This is a genomic window from Streptococcus cristatus, from assembly GCF_001588905.1.
Taxonomy (GTDB): Bacteria; Bacillota; Bacilli; order Lactobacillales; family Streptococcaceae; genus Streptococcus; species Streptococcus cristatus_N.
This window is the reverse complement of the sequence record NZ_LAWH01000002.1, coordinates 51,900-73,212: the sequence shown is the minus strand read 5'-3', so window position 1 is coordinate 73,212 and position 21,313 is coordinate 51,900. Positions and strand designations below refer to the sequence as shown.

18 protein-coding genes and 1 tRNA gene are annotated in these 21,313 nt (G+C 42.6%); 17 read left to right on the top strand and 2 right to left on the bottom strand.

Annotated features, from left to right (window positions below):
- Window positions 1-104 precede the first annotated feature (104 nt).
- Together A0765_RS00500 and A0765_RS00495 are read right to left on the bottom strand one after the other, a co-directional pair.
- Window positions 105-187 (bottom strand) — tRNA-Leu (locus A0765_RS00500).
- Window positions 188-356: 169 nt separating this feature from the next.
- On the bottom strand, window positions 357-1,274 hold the full coding sequence (locus A0765_RS00495) for a CPBP family intramembrane glutamic endopeptidase (RefSeq protein WP_062004033.1): 918 nt from the start codon (window positions 1,272-1,274) through the stop codon (window positions 357-359).
- Between the two features lie 348 nt (window positions 1,275-1,622).
- Between A0765_RS00495 and rsgA the strand changes: the two genes are divergently transcribed.
- From rsgA to A0765_RS00410, 17 genes are all read left to right on the top strand, one after another.
- Window positions 1,623-2,501, top strand: a complete 879-nt coding sequence (gene rsgA / locus A0765_RS00490; protein ID WP_062004030.1) for a ribosome small subunit-dependent GTPase A — start codon at window positions 1,623-1,625, stop codon at window positions 2,499-2,501.
- A gap of 14 nt (window positions 2,502-2,515) precedes the next feature.
- Window positions 2,516-3,175, top strand: a complete 660-nt coding sequence (rpe, locus tag A0765_RS00485) for a ribulose-phosphate 3-epimerase (RefSeq protein ID WP_045500502.1) — start codon at window positions 2,516-2,518, stop codon at window positions 3,173-3,175.
- Window positions 3,168-3,800: a thiamine diphosphokinase gene (locus tag A0765_RS00480; protein WP_062004029.1), complete on the top strand. Its 633-nt coding sequence runs from the start codon at window positions 3,168-3,170 to the stop codon at window positions 3,798-3,800. The genes rpe and A0765_RS00480 overlap by 8 nt, the downstream gene beginning before the upstream one ends.
- Before the next feature lies 1 nt (window position 3,801).
- The gene (locus A0765_RS00475) at window positions 3,802-5,058 is read left to right on the top strand and encodes a DNA recombination protein RmuC (protein WP_062004027.1); all 1,257 of its coding nucleotides are present in this window, start codon (window positions 3,802-3,804) and stop codon (window positions 5,056-5,058) included.
- Window positions 5,048-5,992 carry a 3'-5' exoribonuclease YhaM family protein gene (locus tag A0765_RS00470; protein WP_015605815.1) on the top strand — a complete coding sequence of 315 codons (945 nt, stop codon included), beginning with the start codon at window positions 5,048-5,050 and terminating at the stop codon, window positions 5,990-5,992. The genes A0765_RS00475 and A0765_RS00470 overlap by 11 nt, the downstream gene beginning before the upstream one ends.
- A 201-nt stretch (window positions 5,993-6,193) precedes the next feature.
- The gene (purR, locus tag A0765_RS00465; RefSeq protein WP_005591656.1) at window positions 6,194-7,009 is read left to right on the top strand and encodes a pur operon repressor; all 816 of its coding nucleotides are present in this window, start codon (window positions 6,194-6,196) and stop codon (window positions 7,007-7,009) included.
- A 15-nt stretch (window positions 7,010-7,024) separates the two neighbouring features.
- Window positions 7,025-7,570, top strand: a complete 546-nt coding sequence (locus tag A0765_RS00460) for a hypothetical protein (protein WP_062004025.1) — start codon at window positions 7,025-7,027, stop codon at window positions 7,568-7,570.
- Between the two features lie 334 nt (window positions 7,571-7,904).
- Window positions 7,905-8,318 (top strand): 30S ribosomal protein S12, encoded by a 414-nt coding sequence (gene rpsL, locus A0765_RS00455; RefSeq protein ID WP_005591658.1) that lies wholly within the window; start codon window positions 7,905-7,907, stop codon window positions 8,316-8,318.
- A 19-nt stretch (window positions 8,319-8,337) separates the two neighbouring features.
- Window positions 8,338-8,808 carry a 30S ribosomal protein S7 gene (gene rpsG / locus A0765_RS00450; protein WP_005591659.1) on the top strand — a complete coding sequence of 157 codons (471 nt, stop codon included), beginning with the start codon at window positions 8,338-8,340 and terminating at the stop codon, window positions 8,806-8,808.
- Between the two features lie 276 nt (window positions 8,809-9,084).
- Window positions 9,085-11,163 carry an elongation factor G gene (gene fusA / locus A0765_RS00445; protein WP_048764138.1) on the top strand — a complete coding sequence of 693 codons (2,079 nt, stop codon included), beginning with the start codon at window positions 9,085-9,087 and terminating at the stop codon, window positions 11,161-11,163.
- Window positions 11,164-11,402: 239 nt separating this feature from the next.
- Complete coding sequence (gene gap, locus A0765_RS00440; RefSeq protein ID WP_005591661.1) at window positions 11,403-12,410, top strand: type I glyceraldehyde-3-phosphate dehydrogenase; 1,008 nt, start codon at window positions 11,403-11,405, stop codon at window positions 12,408-12,410.
- 243 nt (window positions 12,411-12,653) lie between these two features.
- A complete protein-coding gene (locus A0765_RS00435) occupies window positions 12,654-13,853 on the top strand; it encodes a phosphoglycerate kinase (RefSeq protein ID WP_062004023.1) in 1,200 nt (399 codons plus the stop codon).
- Between the two features lie 431 nt (window positions 13,854-14,284).
- The gene (locus tag A0765_RS00430) at window positions 14,285-14,809 is read left to right on the top strand and encodes an FUSC family protein (protein ID WP_005591664.1); all 525 of its coding nucleotides are present in this window, start codon (window positions 14,285-14,287) and stop codon (window positions 14,807-14,809) included.
- 76 nt (window positions 14,810-14,885) lie between these two features.
- Window positions 14,886-15,251, top strand: coding sequence for a MerR family transcriptional regulator (locus A0765_RS00425; protein ID WP_005591665.1), 366 nt, complete (start codon window positions 14,886-14,888; stop codon window positions 15,249-15,251).
- 29 nt (window positions 15,252-15,280) lie between these two features.
- Window positions 15,281-16,627 carry a type I glutamate--ammonia ligase gene (gene glnA / locus A0765_RS00420; protein WP_061908712.1) on the top strand — a complete coding sequence of 449 codons (1,347 nt, stop codon included), beginning with the start codon at window positions 15,281-15,283 and terminating at the stop codon, window positions 16,625-16,627.
- A 185-nt stretch (window positions 16,628-16,812) separates the two neighbouring features.
- Window positions 16,813-17,520: a phosphoribosylaminoimidazolesuccinocarboxamide synthase gene (gene purC, locus A0765_RS00415; RefSeq protein ID WP_062004021.1), complete on the top strand. Its 708-nt coding sequence runs from the start codon at window positions 16,813-16,815 to the stop codon at window positions 17,518-17,520.
- Window positions 17,521-17,576: 56 nt separating this feature from the next.
- On the top strand, window positions 17,577-21,302 hold the full coding sequence (locus A0765_RS00410) for a phosphoribosylformylglycinamidine synthase (RefSeq protein ID WP_062004019.1): 3,726 nt from the start codon (window positions 17,577-17,579) through the stop codon (window positions 21,300-21,302).
- Window positions 21,303-21,313 lie beyond the last annotated feature (11 nt).

Sequence of the window (21,313 nt, the reverse complement as noted above, 5' to 3'; positions counted from 1 at the left end):
AGCCCTTTTCAGAAAGGGCTGGTTTTTTGAAATAAATTTCACGAGGTTTCCATAATTCTTCAAAAGAAAAACTCTTGTCAACTTGGACAAGAGTTCCTGTTCGATGCGGAGGAAGGGATTTGAACCCTCACACCCGTACGGGCACATGCGCCTGAAGCATGCGTGTCTGCCGTTCCACCACCTCCGCTTGCTTTTTATTATAACATATTTTTTGAAAATGGCAAGAGAAAATGGTAAGTTTTGGCTAGGGCAGGCACAGGGAAATAGTGGTAAATAGAGGCTTTTGAAAGCTGATTGTAGAAATTAAAAGTGGCTATCAAAGTCTAAGCAGTGATTGTTTGCAAGTGTATTTTCATTTATTCGATAGCTTGCGGATAGAGGGATTCTTGTTCTTTTGAGGTATCTTTCAGGATAAAGGTGACCCATAACAGCGCCAAGATGAAGACAACCAAGCCCGGAATACCTCCTTCGGGACCGAATTGGCCGCCGGTAATGAAGGTACGATTGGAAGCTGTAAAGTACATCAAGGAAGACTCGCTGTCATATCCACTGACGTGGAAGCCATATACATTTCCCATAATGAAATTCCAAGCAAAGTGGAAGCCACAAGGTCCCCAGATATTTCCACGCTTCATGGCATAGACAGCGGTGAATAATCCGAAAATAAACAGGTGAAGTGTCGAAAGCCAAGATGCTCCGTTATTGTCCAAATGGAAATAAGAGAACATGGTTGAAGCAATCAGAATCGCTAAATAGGCATTTTTGTGGTAGGAGATGATTGGTACCAACCATCCGCGGATATAAATTTCTTCCGCAGCTGTTTGCAAAATATAGCCGATGAGAACTAACATCCAAGAAACAAGGAAAGGCAGACTAAATTGAATACGGTCAAATTTGGCATCTCCTGTGATAAAGAAGACTACTAGAACGGTCGTAATCATGATGGCACCAACCAAGACACCTTTTGTAAATTCTGATAGTCCATTTCCCTTGGAGAATCCCATGGTCCGTATCGGCCGCTTTTCAATGAACCTGACCCAAAGGAAGAAGGCGATGATAGTGTAAAGGAAAGATAAAAGGTCTAAAATATTCCACCAGTCTGGGATCCAACTTTGTTTGTCTAAAAAGAAATCAGTTGAGGCCTTCCTAATCGGAGACATGTACTGGGTGGTGTAGTAGAGGATAAAGGGAGATAGAAACCAAGGGGTTAAAAATTTCCCCTTTTTTACGTTGGAAATGAGCGGATTGCTCTTTGATAGAAATGAAAGGCTCATAAATAACCTCCTTATACCTAGTATGGAGCATCCAAGTAGTCAGAACTTCCTTCTAGGATAAGAGGAACTTCCGCATCATAGGATGTTCCAGTAAAAAAGCAGATGGACAAGAAACCAGTAAATGCTCACCTTCCTTTCTAATCGACCTTGTCCCTTCCTCAAAATAAAGTAGTAACCATTTGGTATTTATCATATATATTATAATACTTTTAGAAAGCGCTTGCAATATTATATCTTTATTTTACAAAAGATCTTATGAGGAATAATTTTCCGCCTTTACTATCAAACTGGCAAGCTAAATTCATCATTTTTTGATATAATAATTGTATTAACTTTAAAGGAGCAGTCTTGCAAGGAATAATTATCAAAGCCTTGGCTGGCTTTTATTATGTAGAGTCAGATGGGCAGGTGTATCAGACGAGAGCGCGTGGGAATTTCCGCAAAAAAGGACAAACGCCTTATGTTGGCGATCATGTCGAATTTTCAGCGGACAAGGACTCTGAAGGCTACATTTTAAAAATAGCTGAGCGTAAAAATAGTTTGGTGCGGCCACCCATTGTCAACATTGATCAGGCCGTTGTCATCATGAGTGCTAAAGAGCCAGACTTCAATGCCAATCTCTTGGATCGTTTTCTGGTACTTTTGGAGCACAAGGGCATCCACCCCCTCATCTATCTGAGTAAGTTGGATCTGCTGGAGGATGAAGGGAGCTTGGCTACTTATGTTCAGGTCTATCAGCAGATTGGCTATCAGGTGGTCCAGTCTGTCGAGGATTTACTGCCACTTCTGACGGGGAAAATCACTGTGTTCATGGGTCAGACCGGTGTCGGAAAATCCACTCTGCTCAATAAAATTGCACCAAACTTGCAATTAGAAACAGGAGAAATTTCTGAAAGTCTGGGGCGGGGTCGCCATACGACACGGGCGGTTAGCTTTTATAACCTAAATGGCGGAAAAATTGCGGACACTCCAGGCTTTTCTTCCTTAGACTATGAAGTAGACAAGGCAGAAGACCTGAACGCCGCCTTTCCAGAAATTGCCGAAATCAGTCGGGACTGCAAGTTCCGCACTTGTACCCATACGCACGAGCCGGCTTGTGCCGTCAAACCAGCCGTAGAAGCCGAGCGAATTGCTGCTTTTCGTTTTGAAAATTACCTGCAATTTCTCAGTGAAATCGAGAACCGTCGTGAAACCTATAAAAAGACAGCTAAAAAACTTCCTAAATAAAGAAAGGAACAATCATGAAAACATTTAAAATTGCTCCCTCTGTTCTGAGTGCGGATTATGCTAATTTTGAGACGGAGTTGAAAAAGCTAGAAGCTAGCGGAGCGGAGTATGCCCATTTGGATGTCATGGATGGTCATTTTGTCCCTAATATCAGCTTTGGTGCTGGTGTCGTAGCAAGTATGCGTCCCCACAGTAAGATGGTTTTTGATTGCCATCTCATGGTGTCCAATCCTGAACACCATATTGAGGAATTTGCTCGGGCAGGTGCAGATATTATCAGCATCCATGTGGAAGCAACGCCGCATATTCATGGTGCTTTGCAGAAGATTCGTGCAGCAGGTGTCAAGCCTAGTGTTGTTATCAATCCTGGAACACCGGTTGAAGCGATTAAAAATGTCTTGAATCTAGTGGATCAGGTCTTGGTTATGACAGTCAACCCAGGATTTGGCGGTCAGGCTTTTCTGCCCGAAACCATGGGTAAGATTCGTGAACTGGTCGCTTTGCGAGAGGCCAATCAGCTGAACTTTGATATTGAAGTTGACGGTGGGATTGATGATAAGACGATTCAGATGGCTAGAGAAGCTGGCGCCAATATTTTCGTAGCAGGTAGCTATGTCTTCAAAGGTGATGTCAGCCATCAAGTTCAGACCTTGAGGGATGCGTTAGATGCCTAGAATTGCTCTGTTTGCTGGCGGTGATTTGACTGCGGTCAATCGGGATTTTGATCTTTTTGTCGGAGTTGATCGTGGCGCCTTTTATCTGCTAAAGCAGGGCTTGCCTCTGGACTTAGCGATTGGCGATTTTGATTCTGTTTCTGATGAAGAATTGCTGCGCATAAAAGCTGGCGCCAAGGAAGTCATTCAGGCTCAGCCTGAAAAGGATGATACGGACTTAGAATTGGCTGTTCTGGCTTGCTTTGAGCGCTATCCAGATGCTTATCTGACGATTTTCGGCGCCTTTGGCGGTCGTTTAGACCATGCTCTGGCCAATGTTTTTTTGCCCAGCAATGATAAAATCGCTCCCTATATGGAGCAGCTGATCTTAGTAGATGCCCAGAATTGCATCCGTTATGTTCCCTCTGGCCGTCATGAAATCAAGCCGGTGGTAGGCATGGATTATCTGGCCTTTCTGCCGACAGAGGATGTTCCTTTGACCATTGAAGGAGCCAAATATCCTTTAAATGAAAGAAATTTTTTCTTTAAAAAAGTCTATGCTTCTAACGAATTTATAGATAGACCTGTATTTTTATCCTTTGACAGGGGTTATACAGTTGTTATTTACAGTAAAGATAGGAGTTGATATGGAGTATATCATCATCATCCTGCTTATCATCAATCTGGTCTTTCTCTATTTCTTCTGGCAGAGACAGGGGCAGCAGGAGCAGGCAATTAGAGTCTTGCTAGAAGAGCAGGAGGATCACTTGTCCGACCAGCTAGATTACCGCTTTGAGCAGGAAAGGCAGCAGGAAGCTCTTCGGAAAAAAGAGTTGGAACTTGTTCTGGGAGATCGGTTAGCCGAAGTTCGAACAGATTTGCACCTCCATTTGACGGATTTGCGAACCGAAATGGCGGAGAGTTTCAGCAAAAATCGAGACAAGACCGATGAGCGGATGCGTCAGATTCAGGAGTCAAATGACTTACGGCTGGAGCAGATGCGCCAGACCGTTGAGGAAAAATTGGAGAAGACTCTGCAGAGTCGTCTGCAGACCTCCTTTGAGACGGTGTCCAAGCAGCTAGAGTCTGTCAATCGTGGTTTAGGTGAGATGCAGACAGTGGCTCGGGATGTGGGCAGTCTCAATAAGGTTCTTTCTAATACCAAAACCCGTGGCATTATGGGCGAGCTCCAATTGGGACAAATTATCGAAGACATCATGACGCCCAGCCAATATGAGCGGGAATTTGCCACAGTGGCAGGTTCTAGTGAGCGCGTGGAGTATGCCATCAAATTGCCCGGGCAGACGGATCAGGACTATGTCTACCTGCCCATTGATTCCAAATTTCCTCTGGCGGATTATTACCGCTTGGAAGAGGCTTACGAGTCTGGCAACAAGGAAGAAATTGAACTTTATCGCAAGTCGCTGTTGGCTAGCGTCAAGCGCTTCGCCAAGGATATCAACAGTAAATATCTGGCTCCACCGGCTACGACTAATTTTGGGATTATGTTTTTGCCAACGGAAGGACTCTATTCTGAAGTAGTTCGCAATCCAGAGTTTTTCGACGGTCTGCGGCGAGATGAGCAGATTGTCGTAGCTGGACCGTCTACCTTGTCAGCCCTGCTCAATTCTCTCTCGGTTGGCTTTAAAACCCTAAACATCCAGCGTAGCGCAGATGACATTAGCAAGGTTCTGGGCAGTGTCAAGCTGGAATTCAATAAGTTTGGCGGTATTCTAGCCAAGGCTCAGAAGCACCTCAAGAACGCTTCTGGTAGCATTGACGAGCTACTGACTCGTCGAACCAATGCTATCGAAAGAACGCTACGGCATATTGAATTGTCTGACCAAGACCTTCATTTACACTTGCTCGATATTCCAGACGAAAGGGAAGACTATGAAAATTAATCAAATGAAAAAAGATGAACTGTTTGAAGGCTTTTATCTGATTAAGTCAGCCGAAGTCCGACAGACCAGAGCTGGGAAGAATTACCTCGCCTTCACTTTCCAAGATGACACTGGAGTGATTGAAGGGAAATTGTGGGATGCCCAGCCCCATAATGTGGCAGAGTTTACAGCGGGGAAAGTCGTCCACATGCAAGGCCGTCGCGAAGTCTATAATAACACCCCGCAGGTTAATCAGCTGACTCTGCGTTTGCCAAAGGCTGGTGAGCCCAACAATCCTGCTGATTTCAAAGAAAAACCACCGGTTGATCAAAAAGAACTGCGGGAATATTTGGCGCAAATGATTTTCAAGATTGAAAATCAAGTCTGGCAAAGGGTTGTACGCTCTCTTTACAGTAAATATGATAAGGAATTCTATTCCTACCCAGCAGCGAAAACCAATCATCATGCTTTTGAATCAGGACTCGCTTTTCACACAGCTACCATGGTCAAGCTAGCGGACGCAATTGGTGACATCTATCCTCAGCTCAATAAAAGTCTTCTTTTTGCGGGGATTATGTTGCACGACTTGGCCAAAGTCATTGAGTTGAGCGGTCCAGAAAATACGGAATATACCGTGCGAGGCAATCTGATTGGTCATATTGCACTGATTGATGAGGAACTGACCAAAACTTTAGCAGAGCTGAAAATTGATGATACCAAGGAAGATGTCATTGTTTTGCGCCATGTCCTCCTCAGCCACCACGGTCTCCTCGAATACGGCAGTCCCGTTCGTCCAAAGATTATGGAAGCAGAAATCCTACACATGATTGACAATCTGGATGCGGAAATGATGATGATGACTACGGCTCTGTCTCTCGTTGCTCCGGGAGAAATGACCAATAAAATATTCGCATTGGAAAATCGTTCCTTCTATAAACCAAAAATTGATAAGTGAAATACGAAAAATGGGCATTATATTTAGTATAATGTTCGTTTTTTTGATATAGTATGATATAATGAAAAAAATAAAATAAATATTCATAGAAATCACTCCAAACTTTGAAATAGAAAGAATTGAATTACTGCTCTATGCGAGAAGAGTCTAATTCTCAGACTGGTTTGTGGCTGATTTTGATGGAATTGAATTGGTGAAAAAATGAAATTAAGAAGAAGTGAGCGCATGGTGGTTATTTCCAATTACTTGATTAACCATCCTTACCAATTAACAAGTTTAAACACATTTGCAGAGAAATATGAGTCTGCCAAGTCTTCCATTTCAGAAGACATTGTGATTATCAAACGTGCCTTTGAAGAAATCGAAATTGGTACGATTGAGACAATTACTGGTGCTGGAGGAGGTGTCGTCTTCACTCCTTCCATTTCAGAAAAGGAGGCAAAGGCTATCGTTCAAGACCTCCGCGATCAGCTCTCTGAGAGTAATCGAATCCTTCCTGGCGGCTATATCTACTTATCAGACTTGCTCAGTACGCCATCTATCCTCAATAATATTGGCCGCATCATTGCCAAAGCTTTTAAAGATCAAAAGATTGATGCCGTTATGACAGTGGCGACTAAGGGGGTTCCTTTGGCCAATGCTGTCGCGAATGTTTTGAATGTTCCCTTTGTCATTGTCCGTCGCGATTTGAAAATCACTGAGGGCTCTACGGTCAGTGTCAACTATGTCTCTGGCTCTAGCGGAGATCGAATTGAGAAAATGTTCCTCTCAAAACGTAGCCTAAAAGCTGGCAGTCGGGTACTGATTGTTGATGACTTTCTAAAGGGAGGCGGAACAGTTAATGGGATGATTAGCCTTCTGTCCGAGTTTGATTCGGAGTTGGCAGGAGTAGCGGTCTTTGCGGACAATGCGCAAGCCAATCGCGATCATCTAGAATACAAATCACTGTTAAAGGTGACCAATATCGACGTTAAATCAAATACGATTGATGTTGAGATTGGGAATATATTTGATTAACTTTAGGAAAGAATTATGAGAAATATTTTTGATAAATTAGAGGGAATTTCTGTTTTTGTTCGTTCTGGAATTATATTGATCTTAGCGGCTATCTTGATTTCTGGTCTTTTATTTTTAAAACCAGCCCAGAAGAATACTGGCTCTACTAAAAACGTTAGTTACAGTAGACGTTCAAGCTCTAGCGACGCTAGCTCTACGAATCAAGCATCATCAGAAGATAATACGATTCAGGATACTGAAGCTGCTGTTAAAAAATTAGAAGAAAAGCGTACCGATGAAAGTTTAGCTCAAGCACAAGGAGCGGTTGATAAGGTAAAAGATGAGGAAGTCAAAGCTAAGTTCCAAAGTCGAATTCAAGCCGTAAAAGATGCAATGAAAACACCTGAGGAATCCTCTGAACCTGATTCAGACCAGCAGCCTGCTCCAACGCCCTCACCAACCTATGTAGCTCCCGCAGTTTCAAGTGAGACACCATCACAACCACAGGAAAATCACAGTCCAGCTCCTGCTACAAGTTCGGAGCATACTCCCAGCTCGTCTTCAACTTCCTCAGGAGCTTAAGAGACACAGTGATTACTAGTAGAAGAATCATAATAAAAATAATAAGAACTCTCAATCATGCAATATGAAGCATGTTCTGAGAGTTTTTTTAGTTTGTTAGTAGTAAAATATCTTTATTTTAAACGCTTATTAAAGATTACAAGAATAAGCAAAAAATTAAGAAAACCTATTGACGAGGATATGCTTCTGTGTTACAATGATAAACGGTACTTTTTACTTTTGGTCTCTCAAAAGTGTACAGAGACGTGCTGACAAATGTTGCAAAAGTACACACAGATGATAGCTGTCACCAAGTGTATCATCACCAAAATTAAAAAAATACAGGAGAATGTAGATGCCTACAATTAACCAATTGGTTCGCAAACCGCGTAAATCAAAAGTAGAAAAATCTAAATCACCAGCTTTGAACGTTGGTTACAACAGCCACAAAAAAGTTCAAACAAACGTATCTTCACCACAAAAACGTGGTGTTGCAACTCGTGTCGGAACTATGACACCTAAGAAGCCTAACTCAGCCCTTCGTAAATTTGCCCGTGTACGTTTGAGCAACTTGATCGAAGTTACAGCTTACATCCCAGGTATCGGACACAACTTGCAAGAGCACAGCGTGGTGCTTCTTCGTGGTGGACGTGTAAAAGACCTTCCAGGGGTACGTTACCATATCGTTCGTGGTGCACTTGATACAGCAGGTGTTACTGACCGTAAGCAAGGCCGTTCTAAATACGGTACTAAGCGTCCAAAAGCATAAAGAAAGGGGATAAAGATAAATGAGTCGTAAAAACCGTGCGCCTAAGCGCGAAGTATTGCCAGATCCGCTTTACAATTCACAATTAGTTACTCGTCTTATCAACCGCGTTATGCTTGATGGTAAGCGTGGTACAGCAGCTTCTATCGTTTACGGAGCTTTTGAGCAAATCAAAGAAGCTACTGGAAATGATGCACTTGAAGTATTTGAAACAGCGATGGAAAACATCATGCCTGTTCTTGAAGTACGTGCACGCCGTGTCGGTGGTTCAAACTACCAAGTACCGGTTGAAGTTCGTCCAGAACGTCGTACTACACTTGGACTTCGTTGGTTGGTAACAATTTCACGTGGTCGTGGTGAACACACTATGCAAGATCGTCTTGCAAAAGAAATCATGGATGCTGCTAACAACACTGGTGCAGCAGTTAAGAAACGCGAAGATACTCACCGTATGGCTGAAGCTAACCGTGCCTTCGCACACTTCCGTTGGTAAGATCATGATACCAAGGGCGCTAAAGGCACAAGGCAAAAATAGGAAACTGATGCAGTGCTTGAAGAACACAAAGCAGTTTGTCTTTTTTGCGCAGGGCCTCGCTCGGGTTCAAATTAGCTAAAAATATTATTCTGAGCTATAATTCAACTGATCGTCTTGTAAGTTGAAACCAACAACAGTATGAAAACATTTAGAACGGGTAGGTCCTGCCTATCCGTTTTTTCTAAATAATGTTATAATAGATTGTAAAATAAAAAAATAGGAGAAACTAACCTCATGGCACGCGAATTTTCACTTGAAAAAACTCGTAATATCGGTATCATGGCTCACGTCGATGCTGGTAAGACAACTACAACTGAGCGTATCCTTTACTATACTGGTAAAATCCACAAAATTGGTGAAACTCACGAAGGTGCGTCACAAATGGACTGGATGGAGCAAGAGCAAGAACGTGGTATCACTATCACATCTGCTGCGACAACAGCTCAATGGAACAACCACCGCGTAAACATCATCGACACACCAGGACACGTGGACTTCACAATCGAAGTACAACGCTCTCTTCGTGTATTGGATGGTGCGGTTACCGTTCTTGACTCACAATCAGGTGTTGAGCCTCAAACTGAAACAGTTTGGCGTCAAGCAACTGAGTACGGAGTTCCACGTATCGTATTTGCCAACAAAATGGACAAAATCGGTGCTGACTTCCTTTATTCAGTAAGCACACTTCATGATCGTCTTCAAGCAAATGCTCATCCAATTCAATTGCCAATCGGTGCTGAAGATGACTTCCGTGGTATCATTGACTTGATCAAGATGAAAGCTGAAATCTATACTAACGACCTTGGTACAGATATCCTTGAAGAAGATATTCCAGCTGAATACCTTGAACAAGCACAAGAATACCGTGAAAAATTGGTGGAAGCAGTTGCTGAAACTGATGAAGAATTGATGATGAAATACCTTGAAGGTGAAGAAATCACTAACGAAGAATTGAAAGCTGGTATCCGTAAAGCAACTATCAACGTTGAATTCTTCCCAGTATTGTGTGGCTCTGCCTTCAAGAACAAAGGTGTTCAATTGATGCTTGATGCGGTTATTGACTACCTTCCAAGCCCACTTGACATCCCAGCGATCAAAGGTATCAACCCAGATACAGACGAAGAAGAAACTCGTCCAGCATCTGACGAAGAGCCATTTGCAGCTCTTGCCTTCAAGATCATGACTGACCCATTCGTAGGTCGTTTGACATTCTTCCGTGTTTACTCAGGTGTACTTCAATCAGGTTCTTACGTATTGAATACTTCTAAAGGTAAACGTGAACGTATCGGACGTATCCTTCAAATGCACGCTAACAGCCGTCAAGAAATTGACACTGTTTACTCAGGTGATATCGCTGCTGCCGTTGGTTTGAAAGATACTACAACTGGTGACTCATTGACAGATGAAAAAGCTAAAATCATCCTCGAGTCAATCAACGTTCCAGAACCAGTTATCCAATTGATGGTTGAGCCAAAATCTAAAGCAGACCAAGACAAGATGGGTATTGCCCTTCAAAAATTGGCTGAAGAAGATCCAACATTCCGCGTTGAAACAAACGTTGAAACTGGTGAAACAGTTATCTCTGGAATGGGTGAGCTTCACTTGGATGTCCTTGTTGACCGTATGCGTCGCGAGTTCAAGGTTGAAGCAAACGTAGGTGCTCCTCAAGTATCTTACCGTGAAACATTCCGCGCTTCTACTCAAGCACGTGGATTCTTCAAACGTCAGTCTGGTGGTAAAGGTCAATTTGGTGATGTATGGATTGAATTTACTCCAAACGAAGAAGGAAAAGGCTTCGAGTTTGAAAATGCTATCGTCGGTGGTGTGGTTCCTCGTGAATTCATCCCAGCGGTTGAAAAAGGTTTGATTGAGTCAATGGCGAATGGTGTCCTTGCTGGCTACCCAATCGTTGATGTGAAAGCTAAACTTTACGATGGTTCATACCACGATGTCGACTCATCTGAAACAGCCTTCAAGGTTGCGGCTTCACTTGCTTTGAAAGAAGCTGCTAAGACTGCACAACCAGCTATCCTTGAGCCAATGATGCTTGTAACCATCACTGTTCCTGAAGAAAACCTTGGTGATGTTATGGGTCACGTAACAGCTCGTCGTGGACGTGTTGACGGTATGGAAGCACATGGTAACAGCCAAATCGTTCGTGCTTATGTTCCACTTGCTGAAATGTTTGGTTATGCAACTGTTCTTCGTTCTGCAACACAAGGACGTGGTACCTTCATGATGGTATTTGACCACTATGAAGATGTACCTAAGTCAGTACAAGAAGAAATTATTAAGAAACACCGTGGTGAATAATTCACTACATGACGCTCGCTTCTAGCGGGCGTTTTTTCTTTATGGAATCAAAATATGGAATTTATGAAAAATATCGAAAATACATGAAAGAAAATTTGTTACTTGTTAATAATAATGAAATCAGTTGCAATTTTGGTCAATAAGGTATATAATAGATATGTTGAAAGGTGATTTGTAGTGATTCAAGTTACTCTTTTCACATAAAATTTTTTTTGATTTTCATAAGGAGGAAATCACTAATGGTAGTTAAAGTTGGTATTAACGGTTTCGGTCGTATCGGTCGTCTTGCTTTCCGTCGTATCCAAAACGTAGAAGGTGTTGAAGTTACTCGCATCAACGACCTTACAGATCCAGTTATGCTTGCACACTTGTTGAAATACGACACAACTCAAGGTCGTTTCGATGGTACTGTTGAAGTTAAAGAAGGTGGATTCGAAGTTAACGGTAAATTTGTTAAAGTTTCTGCTGAACGTGACCCAGAACAAATTGACTGGGCTACTGACGGTGTAGAAATCGTTCTTGAAGCAACTGGTTTCTTTGCTAAGAAAGACGCTGCTGAAAAACACCTTAAAGGTGGAGCTAAGAAAGTTGTTATTACTGCTCCTGGTGGAAACGATGTTAAAACAATCGTATTTAACACTAACCACGACGTTCTTGATGGTACTGAAACAGTTATCTCAGGTGCTTCATGTACTACAAACTGTTTGGCTCCAATGGCTAAAGCACTTCAAGACAACTTTGGTGTTGTAGAAGGATTGATGACTACTATCCACGCTTACACTGGTGACCAAATGATCCTTGACGGACCACACCGTGGTGGTGACCTTCGTCGTGCTCGCGCTGGTGCTGCTAACATCGTTCCTAACTCAACTGGTGCTGCTAAGGCTATCGGTCTTGTAATCCCAGAATTGAATGGTAAACTTGATGGTTCTGCACAACGCGTTCCAACTCCAACTGGATCAGTTACTGAGTTGGTAGCAGTTCTTGAAAAGAACGTTACTGTTGATGAAGTAAATGCAGCTATGAAAGCAGCAGCTAACGAATCATACGGTTACACAGAAGATCCAATCGTATCTTCAGATATCGTAGGTATGTCTTACGGTTCATTGTTCGACGCAACTCAAACTAAAGTTCTTGACGTTGACGGTAAACAATTGGTTAAAGTTGTATCATGGTACGACAACGAAATGTCTTACACTGCACAACTTGTACGTACTCTTGAATACTTTGCAAAAATCGCTAAATAATTCAATTGTATGAAGAAGAGATCCGAATGGATCTCTTTTTGTTTTACAGAACAGTTTGAAGGAATGGCTATTGGAAATCAACTTTCTCATGTAACATCATTAGCATTTATCAGAAAAATGTGAATCGTGTAGTCTTTCATCTATCTTTGATTGGAGAAAAGGAAAAGCCATGAATTTTTGCTATCACTTTTGTAGATTTTGTGATATAATTAACACGTATAAAAAAAGAAGGAGTCATATCTAATGGCAAAATTGACTGTTAAAGACGTTGAATTGAAAGGGAAAAAAGTTCTCGTTCGTGTTGACTTCAACGTTCCTGTAAAAGATGGCGTGATCACAAATGACAACCGTATCACTGCAGCACTTCCAACTATCAAGTACATCTTTGAACAAGGTGGACGTGCTATCCTCTTCTCTCACCTTGGACGTGTAAAAGAAGAAGCAGATAAAGAAGGTAAATCACTTGCTCCTGTAGCTGCTGATTTGGCTGCTAAATTGGGACAAGACGTTAAGTTTATCCCAGGTGTTACACGTGGTGCTGAATTGGAAGCAGCTGTTAACGCTCTTGAAGATGGACAAGTTCTCTTGGTTGAAAACACTCGTTTCGAAGATGTTGACGGCAAGAAAGAATCTAAAAACGATCCTGAACTTGGTAAATACTGGGCATCTCTTGGAGATGGTATCTTTGTAAACGATGCATTCGGTACAGCTCACCGTGCTCATGCATCTAACGTTGGTATCTCAGCAAACGTTGAAAAAGCTGTTGCTGGTTTCCTTCTTGAAAACGAAATTGCCTACATCCAAGAAGCAGTTGAAACTCCAGAACGTCCATTCGTAGCTATTCTTGGTGGTTCAAAAGTTTCAGACAAGATCGGTGTTATCGAAAACTTGCTTGAAAAAGCTGATAAAGTCCTTATCGGTGGTGGGATGACTTACACATTCTACAAAGCGCAAGGTATCGAAATCGGTAACTCACTTGTAGAAGAAGACAAATTGGATGTTGCTAAAGCTCTTCTTGAAAAAGCAAACGGCAAATTGATCTTGCCAGTTGACTCAAAAGAAGCAAACGCATTTGCTGACTACACTGAAGTGAAAGACACTGAAGGTGAAGCAGTTGATCCAGGCTTCCTTGGTTTGGATATCGGTCCAAAATCTATTGCTAAATTTGACGAAGCCTTGACTGGTGCTAAAACAGTTGTTTGGAACGGACCTATGGGTGTATTTGAAAACCCTGACTTCCAAGCTGGTACAATCGGTGTCATGGATGCTATTGTGAAACAACCAGGCGTGAAATCAATCATCGGTGGTGGTGACTCAGCTGCCGCAGCCATCAACCTTGGTCGTGCAGACAAGTTCTCATGGATTAGTACGGGCGGAGGCGCTTCTATGGAGCTTCTTGAAGGTAAAGTATTGCCAGGTTTGGCTGCACTTACAGAAAAATAATTTCAGCCCGTTAGTCTCTACAAAATCCTGATTTTGTAGAAAAAGGAACAAAACTGAAACGTTAACAAAAAGGTGGCTATGTCACCTTTTTGTGTTAGTGGAGGTATTTGTGACGCGGTGGTGGTGCCTCAATCGAACTCCTTGAAGGTAAAGTTCTTCCAGGGCTTGCAGCTTTGACTGAAAAATAATCTTTGAAATGGAAAGAGTTGGGAGACCAACTCTTTTTCTTTTGTCCACGTAGGTGTCTGAGGAAATGGGCTTTTGGCTTCTATTTTCCTAATGAGTAATCAATAATGGGAAATATAGTTAGAAATACAGTAGAAGCTGGCCATGCATCCTTGTAGGATATAAACAATAAACTCGATGGACAGAGCCTTTTTGTTAGAAAATATGTTAGAATAGAGATAGTTTACTTTTAAAAGGGAAAAGGCATGAGCTATTTTAGTAAGTACAAATTTGATAAATCAAAATTTCGCTTGGGTATGAGGACGATGAAAACAGGGATAGCAGTCTTTATTGTCCTACTCATTTTTGGCATGTTTGGCTGGAAGGGGCTCCAAATTGGGGCTTTGACAGCGGTGTTTAGCCTGCGAGAAGATTTTGATAAAAGTGTTCATTTCGGAACTTCTCGTATTTTAGGAAATAGTGTCGGGGGCTTTTATGCCTTGCTATTCTATCTGTTGGGAAATTTATTGAACGGCCAATTTTGGGTGACCTTGGTATTTGTGCCAATCTGTACGATGCTGACGATCATGACCAATGTTGCTATGAACAATAAGGCTGGGGTGATTGGTGGTGTTTCAGCCATGCTGATTATCACTCTTTCCATTAGTCCGGAAGATACTATTTTATACGTTTTTGCTAGGGTTTTTGAAACCTTTATGGGGGTCTTTGTTGCAATAGTAGTAAATTCGGATGTGGATAGAATTAAGAATTTCTTTAAGTCTATAAATTAAAATGTGTAAGAAAATCTCACATTGATTGTTGACATACAAAAAAAATTAGTTATAATAGTGCATAGAGAGGAAAAAAATGAAGGAAAAAGAGTTTCGCCGAAATATGGCAGTCTTTCCCATAGGTAGCGTTATGAAGTTGACGGACTTATCTGCCCGTCAGATTCGATATTATGAGGAGCAAAACCTCATTACTCCCCTTCGGAATGAGGGCAATCGTCGAATGTATTCTCTGAATGATATGGACCGACTTTTGGAAATTAAGGATTATATTTCTGAAGGCTATAATATCGCTGCTATTAAAAAGAAATATGCTGAACGTGAAGCTAAATCCCACAAAACGATTAGTGAAAAGGAAGTCCGTCGGGCTCTCCACAATGATATTTTACAGCAAGGTCGTTTTGGCTCTTCTCTGCCAACTTTTGGTCACATGCGTCGACCATAAACTATTTTTAAAAATATAAGGAGTTACCAATGTCCATTACAGCAGCTGATATTCGTCGCGAAGTAAAAGAAAAAAACGTCACTTTTATCCGTCTTATGTTCTCTGATATTTTGGGAACCATGAAAAACGTTGAAATTCCAGCAACGGATGAGCAGCTTGAAAAGGTCTTATCAAATAAGGCTATGTTTGACGGTTCGTCCATTGAGGGATTTGTTCGGATCAATGAATCTGACATGTATCTTTATCCTGATTTGGATACTTGGACAGTTTTTCCTTGGGGAGATGAAAATGGCAGTGTAGCAGGCTTGATCTGTGATGTTTATACGACAGAACATGTTCCTTTTGCAGGAGATCCTCGTAGTAACCTTAAGCGAGCTCTCAAACATATGGAAGCATTGGGCTTCAAGTCTTTTAATCTTGGTCCTGAGCCAGAGTTTTTCCTTTTCAAATTGGATGAAAATGGCGATCCGACACTGGAAGTGAATGACAAGGGTGGCTACTTTGACTTAGCGCCAACAGACTTGGCAGATAATACCCGTCGAGAAATTGTCAATGTTTTGACTAAGATGGGATTTGAAGTGGAAGCTAGTCACCATGAGGTGGCAGTCGGTCAGCACGAGATTGACTTTAAATATGATGAAGTGCTTCGCGCTTGTGATAAGATTCAGATTTTCAAGTTGGTGGTGAAAACCATCGCTCGTAAGCACGGTCTTTATGCGACTTTCATGGCTAAGCCCAAGTTTGGTATTGCTGGTTCTGGTATGCACTGCAATATGTCCCTCTTTGACCAAGATGGAAATAATGCGTTTTATGATCCAGAGGATCCAAAAGGAATGCAGTTGTCTGAGACAGCCTACTATTTCTTGGGCGGTTTGATTAAGCATGCTTATAACTATACGGCTATCATGAATCCGACTGTTAACTCATACAAACGTTTGGTACCTGGCTTTGAAGCACCAGTTTACATCGCTTGGGCTGGTCAAAATCGCTCGCCTTTGGTGCGAGTACCAGCATCGCGTGGTATGGGAACTCGCTTAGAATTGCGTTCAGTAGACCCCATGGCCAATCCTTATATTGCTATGGCAGTGCTCTTAGAAGTGGGACTGCATGGTGTGGAAAATAAAATTGAAGCGCCAGCTCCAATCGAGGAAAATATCTATGTGATGACAGCTGAGGAGCGCAAGGAAGCTGGTATTACAGACCTGCCATCTACCCTCCACAATGCCCTTAAGGCTTTAACTGAAGATGAGGTCGTCAAGGCAGCTTTAGGAAACCATATCTACACTAGCTTTGTTGAAGCCAAGCGAATTGAATGGGCTAGCTATGCGACCTTCGTTTCCCAATGGGAAATCGATAATTATTTGGACTTATATTAATGAATTCTGGAACAGGGCTTGAAAAAGTCCTGTTTTTGTATGGGGAAAATATATTTTCAGCTTTTTACTGTTAATTTTTCCAATACCTTTCATGTTTTTGCATCTATAATGTACGGGAAAAACTTGTAAAATATATTTAAAAGTGATACACTTAAAGCATAAAAACACGAAAGGCGAATAATAAAATGTCAAACAAGTTGTTATATTCGGGAAAAGCAAAGGATATTTTTGCGACAGAAGATGAGCAGGTGATTTTGTCCCGCTACAAGGATCAGGCGACTGCTTTTAATGGTGTCAAAAAGGAGCAGATTGCGGGCAAGGGAGTATTGAATAATCAGATTTCAGCCTTTATCTTTGAAAAGTTGAACGCTGCCGGTGTAGCAACGCATTTTATCGAGAAAATCTCAGATACAGATCAGCTTAATAAAAAAGTTGACATTATTCCCTTGGAAGTTGTGCTTCGCAACTACACAGCTGGTTCATTTTCAAAACGTTTTGGCGTAGAAGAAGGAATCACCTTGGAAACTCCGATTGTCGAATTTTACTATAAAAATGATGATTTGGATGATCCTTTTATCAATGACGAACATGTGAAATTCCTTAAAATTGCGGATGATCAGCAGATTGCTTACTTGAAGGAAGAAACCCGTCGTATCAATGAACTTTTGAAAGCTTGGTTTGATGGAATTGGTCTTAAATTGATTGACTTTAAGCTAGAGTTCGGTTTTGACAAGGATGGCAAGATTATCTTGGCAGACGAATTTTCACCAGATAACTGCCGTTTGTGGGACGCAGATGGCAACCACATGGATAAGGATGTTTTCCGCAGAGGTCTGGGTGAATTAACAGATGTTTACGAGATCGTCTGGGAGAAATTGCAGGGATTGAAATAACAACCTAAAGGCTGTTTGGGAATATTGCAAGAGCTGAAATAAAGGAATAAGAATTGATGGATAAACGTATTTTTGTTGAAAAAAAGGTTGATTTTCAGGTCAAGTCAGAGAGTCTGGTAAGGGAGCTCCAGCACAACTTGGGATTGTCAACTTTGAAAAGTATTCGCATTGTGCAAGTTTATGATGTCTTTGACTTGGCAGAGGACTTGTTTGCACCTGCAGAGAAGCACATCTTCTCTGAACAGGTGACAGATCATGTATTGGACGAAGCTACTGTACAAGCGGATCTGTCCAACTATGCTTTCTTTGTCATTGAAAGTTTGCCAGGGCAGTTTGACCAACGTGCGGCTTCTTCGCAAGAAGCCTTGCTTTTGCTGGGAAGTTCGAGTGATGTGACAGTCAACACAGCCCAACTTTACTTGGTTAATAAAGATATTGATGCGAATGAGTTGGAAGCGGTCAAGAACTACTTGCTCAATCCAGTTGATTCTCGTTTCAAGGACATCACGACAGGAATTGCCAAGCAGGAATTTTCAGAATCGGACAAGACCATTCCTAAATTGACTTTCTTTGAAAGCTATACAGCAGAAGACTTTGCTCGCTACAAGGCTGAACAAGGGATGGCCATGGAAGTGGATGATTTGCTCTTTATCCAAGACTACTTCAAGTCAATTGGGCGCGTGCCGACGGAAACAGAGCTTAAGGTTTTGGATACTTACTGGTCTGACCACTGCCGTCACACGACTTTTGAGACAGAGTTGAAAAATATCGACTTCTCAGCTTCTAAATTCCAAAAGCAATTGCAGGCGACTTATGACAAGTATATTGCCATGCGTGATGAGTTGGGGCGCTCGGAGAAACCACAAACCTTGATGGATATGGCGACTATTTTCGGTCGTTATGAGCGTGCTAATGGGCGTTTGGATGACATGGAAGTCTCTGATGAAATCAATGCTTGCTCGGTTGAAATCGAAGTGGACGTTGATGGTGTCAAGGAACCTTGGCTCCTCATGTTCAAGAACGAAACCCACAACCACCCAACGGAAATTGAGCCATTTGGTGGAGCGGCTACTTGTATCGGTGGGGCTATTCGTGATCCATTGTCAGGTCGTTCCTACGTTTACCAAGCTATGCGTATCTCAGGTGCGGGTGATATTACAGTACCGATTTCGGAAACGCGTGCTGGGAAATTGCCACAACAAGTCATTTCTAAGACAGCGGCTCATGGTTATTCTTCTTATGGGAACCAGATTGGGCTTGCGACGACTTATGTTCGTGAATACTTCCACCCAGGATTTGTAGCTAAACGCATGGAGTTAGGTGCCGTTGTTGGTGCTGCTCCTAAGGGCAACGTTGTCCGTGAAAAACCGGAAGCCGGCGATGTGATTATCTTGCTTGGTGGGAAAACTGGACGTGATGGTGTCGGTGGTGCGACGGGATCTTCTAAGGTTCAAACAGTTGAGTCTGTAGAGACTGCTGGAGCTGAGGTTCAAAAGGGGAATGCCATCGAAGAACGCAAGATTCAACGTCTTTTCCGTAATGGCGATGTGACTCGTCTTATCAAGAAATCCAACGACTTTGGTGCTGGTGGTGTCTGCGTGGCTATCGGTGAATTGGCAGACGGTCTTGAAATTGATCTCAACAAGGTTCCTCTTAAATACCAAGGTTTGAACGGTACAGAAATTGCTATCTCTGAATCACAAGAACGGATGGCGGTTGTGGTTCGTCCTAAGGATGTAGATACCTTCGTTGCGGAATGTAATAAAGAAAATATTGACGCGGTTGCGGTGGCGACAGTGACTGAAAAACCAAATCTAGTCATGCACTGGAATGGTGAAACCATTGTCGACTTGGAACGCCGTTTCCTTGATACCAATGGTGTGCGTGTCGTTGTTGATGCCAAGGTTGTGGACAAGGATGTCAAGCTTCCAGAGGAGCGTACAACAAGCGCTGACACACTTGAAGCTGGTACCCTTGCGGTCTTGTCTGATCTCAATCATGCGAGTCAAAAAGGCTTGCAAACCATCTTTGACTGTTCGGTTGGTCGTTCAACTGTCAATCATCCACTTGGCGGTCGCTACCAACTCACACCAACTGAGGCATCTGTGCAGAAATTGCCAGTTCAGCACGGTGTAACTCACACTGCGTCAGTCATGGCTCAAGGATTCAATCCATATGTGGCAGAATGGTCTCCATACCATGGTGCTGCTTATGCGGTTATCGAAGCGACTGCTCGTTTGGTAGCTGCTGGTGCCAACTGGTCCAAGGCTCGTTTCTCTTACCAAGAGTATTTCGAGCGTATGGACAAACAGGCAGAGCGTTTTGGTCAGCCAGTAGCAGCTCTCCTAGGCTCTATCGAAGCACAAATCCAACTTGGCTTGCCATCTATTGGTGGTAAGGACTCTATGTCTGGTACCTTTGAAGAATTGACCGTACCACCAACCTTGGTCGCCTTTGGGGTGACAACAGCAGATAGCCGTAAGGTGCTCTCTCCTGAGTTCAAAGCTGCGGGTGAAAATATCTATTACATCCCAGGTCCAGCCCTCTCTGCAGAGATTGATTTTGACTTGATTAAGCAAAACTTTGCTCAGTTTGAAGCTATTCAAAAGGCACACAAAGTGACGGCGGCTTCAGCTGTTAAATATGGTGGTGTCCTTGAAAGCTTGGCTCTTGCTACCTTTGGAAATCATATCGGTGCAGAGGTGACCTTGCTTGAACTTGAAACAGCCTTGACAGCTCAATTAGGCGGATTTGTCTTCACATCTCCTGAAGAAATCGCTGGAGTAGAGAAGATTGGACAAACGAAAGCAGACTTTACACTCGTTGTCAACGGTGTGAAGCTAGATGGACACAAACTTGACAGTGTCTTCCAAGGAAAACTGGAAGCAGTCTACCCAACTGAATTTGCCCAAGCTAAAGAACTGGACGAAGTTCCAGCTGTCGCTTCTAACGCAGTCATCAAAGCCAAAGAAACCATTGAAAAACCAGTTGTCTACATCCCAGTATTCCCAGGGACCAACTCAGAATATGATTCAGCTAAGGCCTTTGAAAAAGAAGGTGCAGAGGTCAACTTGGTGCCATTCGTGACCTTGAATGAAGAAGCTATTGTCAAGTCAGTTGAAACTATGGTTGACAACATCGGCAAGGCTAATATCCTCTTCTTTGCAGGTGGCTTCTCGGCTGCGGATGAGCCAGATGGGTCAGCCAAGTTCATCGTCAATATCCTGTTAAATGAAAAAGTGCGTGTAGCCATTGATAGCTTTATCGCTCGTGGTGGCTTGATTATCGGTATCTGTAATGGATTCCAAGCCCTCGTCAAATCAGGTCTTCTTCCCTACGGAAACTTTGAAGATGCTAATGGTACTAGCCCAACCCTCTTCTACAACGATGCCAACCAACACGTGGCCAAGATGGTAGAAACTCGAATTGCTAATACAAATTCACCGTGGCTTGCCGGAGTGCAAGTGGGCGATATCCACGCTATTCCGGTTTCACACGGTGAAGGGAAATTTGTTGTGACGGCTGAGGAATTTGCGGAGCTCCGTGACAATGGTCAAATCTTCAGCCAATACGTTGATTTTGACGGCAAACCAAGTATGGACTCTAAGTACAATCCAAACGGTTCTGTCAATGCCATCGAAGGAATTACTAGCAAGAACGGTCAAATTATCGGTAAAATGGGGCACTCAGAACGTTATGAAGACGGTCTCTTCCAAAACATTCCAGGAAATAAAGACCAGCACCTGTTCGCGTCAGCTGTGCGTTATTTCACAGGGAAATAAAAGGTATAAAA